Origin of the sequence: Actinosynnema sp. NPDC023587, assembly GCF_040640215.1 — a bacterium.
GTDB lineage: Bacteria > Actinomycetota > Actinomycetes > Mycobacteriales > Pseudonocardiaceae > Actinosynnema.
Genome location: NZ_JBFABG010000016.1, coordinates 64,617 through 72,620, shown reverse-complemented (window position 1 = coordinate 72,620; position 8,004 = coordinate 64,617). Strand labels below are relative to the sequence as shown.

Annotated in this window: 9 protein-coding genes; 5 read left to right on the top strand and 4 right to left on the bottom strand. The window is 71.3% G+C overall.

Translation table 11 applies throughout. From position 1 onward, the window contains the following. Window positions 1–5: 5 nt before the first annotated feature. The 3 genes from AB0G01_RS30555 to AB0G01_RS30545 are packed head-to-tail and all read right to left on the bottom strand — an operon-like array spanning window position 6 to window position 1,055. Complete coding sequence (locus tag AB0G01_RS30555; RefSeq protein WP_360952652.1) at window positions 6–209, bottom strand: MbtH family protein; 204 nt, start codon at window positions 207–209, stop codon at window positions 6–8. 13 nt (window positions 210–222) lie between these two features. Then, complete coding sequence (locus tag AB0G01_RS30550) at window positions 223–489, bottom strand: hypothetical protein (RefSeq protein WP_360952649.1); 267 nt, start codon at window positions 487–489, stop codon at window positions 223–225. A gap of 5 nt (window positions 490–494) precedes the next feature. Further along, window positions 495–1,055: a GNAT family protein gene (locus tag AB0G01_RS30545; protein WP_360952646.1), complete on the bottom strand. Its 561-nt coding sequence runs from the start codon at window positions 1,053–1,055 to the stop codon at window positions 495–497. Window positions 1,056–1,335: 280 nt separating this feature from the next. Here AB0G01_RS30545 and AB0G01_RS30540 point away from each other — a divergent pair, with 280 nt between their 5' ends. Further along, on the top strand, window positions 1,336–2,559 hold the full coding sequence (locus tag AB0G01_RS30540) for a class I SAM-dependent methyltransferase (RefSeq protein ID WP_360952643.1): 1,224 nt from the start codon (window positions 1,336–1,338) through the stop codon (window positions 2,557–2,559). A 54-nt stretch (window positions 2,560–2,613) separates the two neighbouring features. Here AB0G01_RS30540 and AB0G01_RS30535 read toward each other — a convergent pair whose 3' ends face one another. Next, window positions 2,614–3,177 carry an LmbU family transcriptional regulator gene (locus AB0G01_RS30535; RefSeq protein ID WP_360952640.1) on the bottom strand — a complete coding sequence of 188 codons (564 nt, stop codon included), beginning with the start codon at window positions 3,175–3,177 and terminating at the stop codon, window positions 2,614–2,616. 577 nt (window positions 3,178–3,754) lie between these two features. On the opposite strand from AB0G01_RS30535, the gene AB0G01_RS30530 reads away from it, so the two are divergent. From AB0G01_RS30530 to AB0G01_RS30515, 4 genes are all read left to right on the top strand, one after another. After that, window positions 3,755–4,642 (top strand): aldo/keto reductase, encoded by an 888-nt coding sequence (locus AB0G01_RS30530; RefSeq protein ID WP_360952637.1) that lies wholly within the window; start codon window positions 3,755–3,757, stop codon window positions 4,640–4,642. 207 nt (window positions 4,643–4,849) lie between these two features. Continuing rightward, a complete protein-coding gene (locus AB0G01_RS30525) occupies window positions 4,850–5,383 on the top strand; it encodes a GNAT family protein (protein WP_360952634.1) in 534 nt (177 codons plus the stop codon). 56 nt (window positions 5,384–5,439) lie between these two features. Next, window positions 5,440–6,549, top strand: a complete 1,110-nt coding sequence (locus AB0G01_RS30520) for a DegT/DnrJ/EryC1/StrS family aminotransferase (protein WP_360952631.1) — start codon at window positions 5,440–5,442, stop codon at window positions 6,547–6,549. Between the two features lie 43 nt (window positions 6,550–6,592). Beyond that, window positions 6,593–7,990 (top strand): NDP-hexose 2,3-dehydratase family protein, encoded by a 1,398-nt coding sequence (locus AB0G01_RS30515; RefSeq protein WP_360952628.1) that lies wholly within the window; start codon window positions 6,593–6,595, stop codon window positions 7,988–7,990. Window positions 7,991–8,004 lie beyond the last annotated feature (14 nt).

Below are 8,004 nucleotides of genomic sequence, written 5' to 3'. Positions count from 1 at the left end.
ACCCCTCAGCGCGAGTCGCTCGCCATCCGCTCGCGCAGGCTCAGCGGTCGCATGTCGGTCCACACCCGCTCGATGTGGTCCAGGCACTCGTCCCGGGACCCCGACGTGCCCTCGGCCCGCCACCCGGCGGGCACCTCGGCGTCGTCGGGCCAGATCGAGTACTGCTCCTCGTGGTTGACCACGACCAGGTAGGTGCGCTCGTCGGACACGCCGGCCCCCCGCTCAGGACCCGACCGCGTCGGCGGCACCGGCGCGGGCGATCGCGAACTCGGCCAGGTCGTCGAACGACTCGCCCCGGAAGTCGTCCAGCGATTCCAGCAGCTTCACGTCGTAGTGGTTCTCGATCTCCAGCACCACCTGCACGAAGGAGAACGAGTCGAGATCGCGCGCGGTCTTCGGCTCCGGCACGTCGGGCTGTTCGGCGCAGATCATCTTCGCCGCGCCGAGCAGCGCCTCGCGCAACTCTTCCCTGTCGGGCAACCCGCTCATCGTCGTCACCTTCCGTTTGTCGGGGCAGCTCGGCCCGCGTGCCGTCGCAGCACCGGGCCGACGTGTTCCATGTACTCTTCCCACTCGGCCCGCCGCATGGCGAAGCAGTGCAGATCCCACAGCCCGCCCCGGAAGTACAGGTGGTCCGGCAGCACGCCTTCCCGGCCTTCCGCGTCGAACTCCTCGCCGATACCGGAGAAACTGGCCTCGGTGGTCCGCACGATCATCTTGCCGACGTCGTAGACGGCGAATCCGTAATTCATGGTGAGCACCAGGCCCTCGCCGCCGACACCGTGCCGGGCCCGGGTGGTGTCGGTGTACAGCCCGATCTCGATGTGCCCCGCCGGGTTGTGCCCGTGCAGGGTGCTGTAGCCGATCACCTCCCCGGTGTCCCGGCGTTCCAGCAGGAAGAGCGCGTCCAGGTGGGCGAACTCCTGCTCGATCGCCGCCCTCGGCGGCAGGCTCTCGACGCCCGCGTGCAGCAGCGTCCGGTAGAACGTCGCGCTGTCGTCGGCCGTGGTCGGGCGCAGTCGGACCCGTCGGGATTTCACATGGGGATGCAGCACGGAGTCACCTTCGTTCCGCGGGAGCGGCCGGTGGCGAGAAGCTGTCCCGCCGGCGGGACGAGCAGCCGCGTGCCGCGATCACAACCCTGGTCGACCACTTCCGCACCGTCAACGGCGGCAACGGTTTTTCCCGCCGCCCGGGTGTCCCGGTCCGCGCCGGACGAATGCGCGGCAGGCCGTGGCGGACGTCGAGAGGGAAAGCGCCGGACCTTCCGGGCGGTGCCGTCCGGCGGAATACTGGTCCGCACCGACGGATTCACCAGGACGCGAGGAGACCGCTGTGGCCGAGCCCAACTGCCGTATTTGTGGCAGCGTTGTGGAGGAATTCTTCGACTTCGGTCGCCAGCCGTTGTCCGACGCGTTCGTGGAGCGCGCCGGGGCTCCCGACGAGTTCTTCTTCCGGCTCGCGGTCGGTGTCTGCCCGCACTGCACGATGGTGCAGCTCGTGGAGGAGGTGCCCCGCGAGCGGATGTTCCACGAGGACTACCCGTACCTGTCCTCGGGCTCGTCGTTCATGCGGTCGCACTTCAGCGACCTGGCCAAGCGGTTCCTCGCCACCGAGCTGACCGCCGAGGACCCGTTCATCGTCGAGCTGGGCTGCAACGACGGCATCATGCTCAAGTCCATCGCGGACGCCGGCGTGCGGCACCTGGGCGTCGAGCCCTCCGGCGGCGTCGCCGACCTGGCCGCCGCCAAGGGCGTCCGGGTGCGCAAGGACTTCTTCGAGGAGTCCACGGCCGCCGACATCCGGGCGACCGACGGCCCGGCCGACGTGATCTACGCGGCGAACACCCTGTGCCACATCCCCTACATGGACTCGATCCTGCGCGGCGTGGCCGGGCTGCTGGCCCCGCGCGGCGTGTTCGTCTTCGAGGACCCGTACCTGGGCGACATCGTGGAGCGCACGTCGTTCGACCAGATCTACGACGAGCACTTCTACTTCTTCACCGCGCGCTCGGTGCGGCACATGGCCGCCCGGTTCGGCTTGGAGCTGGTCGACGTCGAGCGGCTGGGCGTGCACGGGGGAGAGGTCCGCTACACGCTCGCGCTCGCCGGCGCGCGGACCCCGTCGCCGGCGGTGGCCGAGCTGCTGGAGCGCGAGGCCGGGCAGGGTCTGGCCGACCTCGCCGTGCTGCGGGCCTTCGGGGCGAAGGTCGAGCGCATCCGCGACGACCTGGTCGCGCTGCTCACCCGGCTGCGCGACGAGGGCAAGCGGGTGGTCGGCTACGGCGCGACCGCCAAGAGCGCCACGGTGCTCAACTTCAGCGGCATCGGCGTGGACCTGGTCCCGTTCGTCTGCGACACCAGCCCGACCAAGCAGGGCCGGCTGACCCCCGGCACGCACATCCCGGTCGTCCCGCCGGACCGCTTCTCCTCGCCCTACCCGGACTACGCGCTGCTGCTGGCGTGGAACCACGCGGACGAGATCATGGAGAAGGAGCGCGACTTCCGGGCCGGCGGCGGCCGGTGGATCCTCTACGTGCCCGACGTCCAGGTGGTCTGAGCACGCGCCACCGCCACCGCCGCGAGCACGGCGGTGGCGGTGGCAGTGACGCCGTCAGCCCGCGGCGTCGTCGCGCGGGGGCTCCAGCAACGCGGTGGCGGCGTGGTCGAGCGTCGACACGATCCACGTCAACAGGTCGAGCTCGTCGCCGGCCGCCGCGTCCAGCCACCGCTGCCGGCGGTCGGGCGGCACGTCCATCTGCACGTAGGGCTCCGCCGCGTCCCCTTCCGCCGGCCGAGCGCCCTTGCTGGTCCGCAGCCGGTTGCGCAACCCGTTGCGCGACCACTTGAAGCGCTCGACCCGGTCGAGCCACTCGTCCTGCTCGGTCGGCGACAAGCTCGCCACCTCGGCGTGGTGCTGGAAGCTCAGCGCCTCGCGGCGGCGGGACGCGCTGAACTGCCGGGCGACCCAGGCGTAGTTGCGCAGGGTCTGGTAGTCCAGCCCGGTCTCGGCGATCGCGAGCTTGTACCGGTCCGGGTACTGGGTCTGGCCGTAGATCAGCCAGTCGCCGAGCCACCACGACGACGAGTCGTGCACCGTGAAGATGTGTTCGCCTATTCGACGCCATTCGTCCAACGGGATGCCGTTGGGCAACGCGAGACTGGTGGATTTCGTCATGGACGACGGCACCGGCTTCAGCTTCCGCGTTCTGCGGTACTGGCCCGGGACGCCACCGGCCGCGGACGGCCTCCTTCCGACTGTCGGCTCGACTACCGGTCGAACCACCATCCTCACCACCCCCAGGTGTCTGTTCATCGGCCGTAAAATTTCCGGCCGGGGACCGTGATTCTGTTTTCCGAGGCGTATCGCGGTACCGCCGCGCACATTGCCATCTTCCGTCCGGTCGCGACAAGGCCCACGTCGACCGATTGCTTCGGGTAGCCACACGGTTGGCCGCCGCGCGGTGGACCTGGGCGTGGACCGCTTTAGCTCGGTGGCCGCAATGATTACGTGGGGTGACCTGGCGGCGGTTGTCAACTCGCACGTCGGTGATGTTGATGACGTGTTCCGGCCGGCGGTGACTCCGGGTAGTGGCCTCTTTGTCCCGCGCGCGGGACAAACGAATTGGCCGGGAATGGGCGGGCGCACCGCCGGTGCGCCTTGTGCCGGAATCGGCCGGACCACGGGTCGTGCCCCCGGCCCGGGACGTCTGCCATTGTGGGGCAATCCCCAAGGACACGAGGCGGGAGCTGGTGTGCGCTACACGACGCTGGGCCGGACCGCGTTGCAGGTCAGTCGGCTCTGCCTGGGCGCGGCCGAGGCGGTGCTCGACGGCGGTGCCGACGGCCCGCTGGACGCGGCGCTGGAGCTGGGCATCAACTGGTGGGACACCACCGACCGGGACGGCCGCGCCGACCCGGTGGAACGCGCGCTGGGGCGCTGGTTCGCCGCCGCACCCGGCCGGCGGGACAAGGTGGTGCTCGGCGTCGACGTGCGCCCACCGCCCGGCCGCCCCCTGTCCGCCCGGGACCTCATCTCCTCCTGCGACCGGTCGCTGGCCCGGCTGGGCACCGGGTGGATCGACGTCTACCAGGTGCCCACGGTCGGCTCGCGCGGCGCGTGGGACGAGGTGTGGCACGCCGCGGACGTGCTGGTCCACCAGGGCAAGATCCGCTACCTGGGCGTGGTCGGCGCGGCGGGCTGGCACCTCGTCGCCGCGCAGGAGAACGCCGCCCGCAGGCGGCGGCTCGGCCTGGTCGCGCAGGTCGGCGACTACGACCCGACCCGGCGCGAGGCCGAGACCGAGCTGATCCCCGCCGCCCGCCGGTACGGCATCGGCGTGCTCGCCCGCTCGCCGCTGTCGGCCGCGCTGCGCGGCCGGGGCCGCGAGGTGCCGGCCCTCCCGGCGTTCCGGCGGCTCTGCGCCGAGGCGGGGCGGGACCCGGGCGAGGTCGCGCTGGCGTGGGTGCTGTCCCGGGAGGGGGTGACCGCCGCCGCCGTCGAGGCCCGCACGGCGGCCGAGCTCGCCGACGCGGTGCGCGTCCTGGACGCGGCCCCGCCCGCCGACCTGCTCGCCCGGCTCGACCCGCTGTTCCCGCCGGTGGGTCGCGGCGGACCCGCCCCCGAAGCCTGGGCGGTCTGACCCCCGGCCGGTCGGCGAATGCCCGCCGAAACGACCCGGGGTGCATTCCCTTGACGACTCCGACGAGTCGGAACTAACTTCACGGCATAGTCTTCGTTCCGCCGTTGAATGAGCAGGATAACATCGACGGCCGAATGTGGTCGGCGATGTCCGGCAGTGCCCGCACCCGCCGGTCCGGCGGGCCTTTGTGAGCAGAGGTGGCGAATCGTGCTGTTCCCGTACGTGGAATCGAAGCGGATAGTGCTGCGCCCGGCGACCGGCGCGGACGGCGCGGAGGTGTACGACGTCCTGTTCCGGGCGGGCGCACCCGGCCTGCCCGCGCTGGACGTCTTTCTCGACCGGTTCGAGCGCGGGGTGCAGGCGCAATTCCTGGTGTACCGGCGGGACAGCGACGACCTGGTCGGCCACGCGGCGCTGAGCGACCTGGCGGTGGCCGGGCACGTGCGGGCGGCGGTGTTCGCCGCGGCCGACCCCGGCGAGGGCATCGCGGCCGACGCGGCGGCCCTGCTGGTGAATTTCGCCTTTGCCATGTGGCGAATCCGGAAAGTATACTTCGAATCACACCTGGCGGATCTCGCCGAATTCGGGTTCACCGGCGACCGGGCGGCCGTGGTGCGCACCGAGGCGGTGCTGCCCGAACACCTCTGGTTCCGGGGCCGGCTGTGGGACCAGTACGTGCACGCCGTGTACCGCGAGCACTGGGACGTCGACGGCGTGGAACTGCTCAAGGAAATCGTGTGAGAGCCGTCGTCCGCACGCGCACATCCGTTCACGCGACCGGGAGGTGACGGGCCGCCATGGTCCAATACGTCTGGGGTTACCTGGGAGAGTACGAGGACGAGCGCGACGACGTCCTCGACGCCGTCGACACCGTCTTCCGATCCGGTCAGCTCGTGCTGGGCCGCAGCGTCCGCGGGTTCGAGGCCGAGTTCGCCGCCTACCACGGCCTGCCGCACTGCGTCGGCGTGGACAACGGCACCAACGCGATCGTGCTGGGCCTGCGCGCGCTGGGCATCGGCGCGGGCGACGAGGTGGTCACCGTGTCCAACACCGCCGCGCCCACGGTCGTGGCCATCGACGCGGTCGGCGCGACACCGGTGTTCGTCGACGTCCACGCCGACACCTACCTGATGGACGTCGCCCAGGTCGAGGCGGTGATCACCGAGCGCACCAGGTGCCTGCTGCCGGTGCACCTCTACGGCCAGTGCGTCGACATGGCACCGCTGCGGGAACTGGCCGAGCGGCACGGCATCCCGATCCTGGAGGACTGCGCGCAGTCCCACGGCGCGCGCCACCACGGCCGGATCGCGGGCTCGATGGGCCAGGCCGCCGCCTTCTCCTTCTACCCCACCAAGGTCCTCGGCGCGTACGGCGACGGCGGCGCGACGGTCACCGCCGACCCGCAGGTCGACGCCAACCTGCGCCGGCTGCGCTACTACGGCATGGAGAGCACCTACTACGTCGTGTCCACCCCCGGCTACAACAGCCGGCTCGACGAGGTGCAGGCCGAGATCCTGCGCCGCAAGCTGACCCGGCTCGACCAGTACGTCGCGGACCGCCGCGCGGTCGCCACCCGGTACGCGGAAGCCCTGGGGGACAGCGGACTCGTGCTCCCCGCGCCGGCACCGGGCAACGACCACGTCTACTACCTCTACGTGGTGCGCCACCCGGAGCGGGAGCGAATCCTCGCCGAGCTCAAGCGGCACGACATCGCGCTGACCGTGAGCTACCCGTGGCCGGTGCACCGCCAGTCCGGCTTCGCGCACCTGGGCTACGAGCCCGGTTCCCTGCCGGTGACCGAGGCGCTGGCCGAGGAGATCTTCTCGCTGCCCATGTACCCGTCACTGACCAGCGGCGACCAGGACAAGGTGATCGACGTCCTGCGCACCGTGCTGTCCGCCGGGTGAACCACACCCCGGCGCACCCGACCGCAGAACCCGGAGGCCCGCCATGACCGAATCCGGCACCGCAGTCCACGACGGCCCGCGCCGCGCCGGAGCCCGGCTGACCCTGGCCTCCTCCGACCGGGACCGCGCGGTGATGTCCACCGAGGACTTCTTCCGCTGGTGGGAGCACCGCCTGGCGCGCGGCCGGTTCGAGGTCACGCCGATCCCGTTCGCGGAGCTGGAGCGGTGGGGCTTCCAGGAGCAGACCGGCAACCTGGGCCACGAGAGCGGCCGGTTCTTCACCATCGAGGGGCTGCGCGTCGAGGACGGCCCCACCCGGTGGCAGCCGATCATCAACCAGCCCGAGATCGGCGTGCTGGGCATCCTGGTCAAGGAGTTCGACGGCGTCCTGCACTGCCTCATGCAGGCCAAGATGGAGCCCGGCAACGTCAACACCCTCCAGCTCTCGCCGACCGTGCAGGCCACCCGCAGCAACTACACCCAGGTCCACCGCGGCAGCGCCACCCGCTACCTGGAGTACTTCGCCGGGCCGCGTCGCGGCGACGTGCTGGTCGACGTGCTCCAGTCCGAGCAGGGCGCGTGGTTCTGGCACAAGCGCAACCGCAACATCGTGGTGCGGGTGGACGACGACGTGCCGCTGCACGAGGACTTCTGCTGGCTGACCATCGCGCAGGTCCGCGAGCTGATGCGGGTGGACAACCTGGTCAACATGGACTCGCGGACCGTGCTGTCCTGCATGCCCTTCGTGGAGCCGGCCGCACCGTCCGACCCGGGCGAGTTCGGCGAGGCGCTGGCCCGCTCCTACGCGCCCGACGGGTCGGTGGCCGGCACCGACGAGATCCTGAGCTGGTTCACCGAGGCCAAGACCCGGTGCGAGTGGACCGCGCGGCTGGTGCCGCTGTCCTCGGTGCGCGACTGGACCCGGACCGCCGAGGAGATCACCGACGACCGCGGCGAGGACTTCCGGATCATCGCCGTCCGGGTCGCCGCCGCCAACCGCGAGGTGGCCGGGTGGACCCAGCCGCTGCTGCACCCGCGCGGCCGGGGGCTCGCGGTGTTCGTCGCCCGGCGCATCGCCGGCGTGCTGCACATCCTGGTGCGGGCCCGCGAGGAGTACGGCCTCCTGGACTGCGTGGAGATGGCACCCAGCGTGCAGTTGCTGCCCGGCCAGGACGTCTCGGCCGTGGACCCGTTCCTGCGCGACGTGGCGACCGGCCACGTCGGCCGCGCCCGGTTCGACACCGTGCTCTCCGAGGAGGGCGGCCGGTTCCACCACGCCCTCACCCGCTACCGGGTGGTCGAGGTCGGGTCGGAGTTCCCGGTCGAGGTGCCGCCGGACTACTGCTGGATGACCACCCGGCAGTTGATGGACCTGTTGCGGCACGGGCACTACCTGAACATCGAGGCGCGCAGCCTGCTGGCGTGCGTGCACAGCCTCTGACGCCACGAGGAAAG

Coding starts and splice junctions, on each gene's coding strand:
- AB0G01_RS30550 (WP_360952649.1), bottom strand. CDS start 489: ATGAGCGGGTTGCCCGACAGGGAAGAGTTGCGCGAGGCGCTGCTCGGC.
- AB0G01_RS30520 (WP_360952631.1), top strand. CDS start 5,440: ATGGTCCAATACGTCTGGGGTTACCTGGGAGAGTACGAGGACGAGCGC.
- AB0G01_RS30535 (WP_360952640.1), bottom strand. CDS start 3,177: ATGACGAAATCCACCAGTCTCGCGTTGCCCAACGGCATCCCGTTGGAC.
- AB0G01_RS30515 (WP_360952628.1), top strand. CDS start 6,593: ATGACCGAATCCGGCACCGCAGTCCACGACGGCCCGCGCCGCGCCGGA.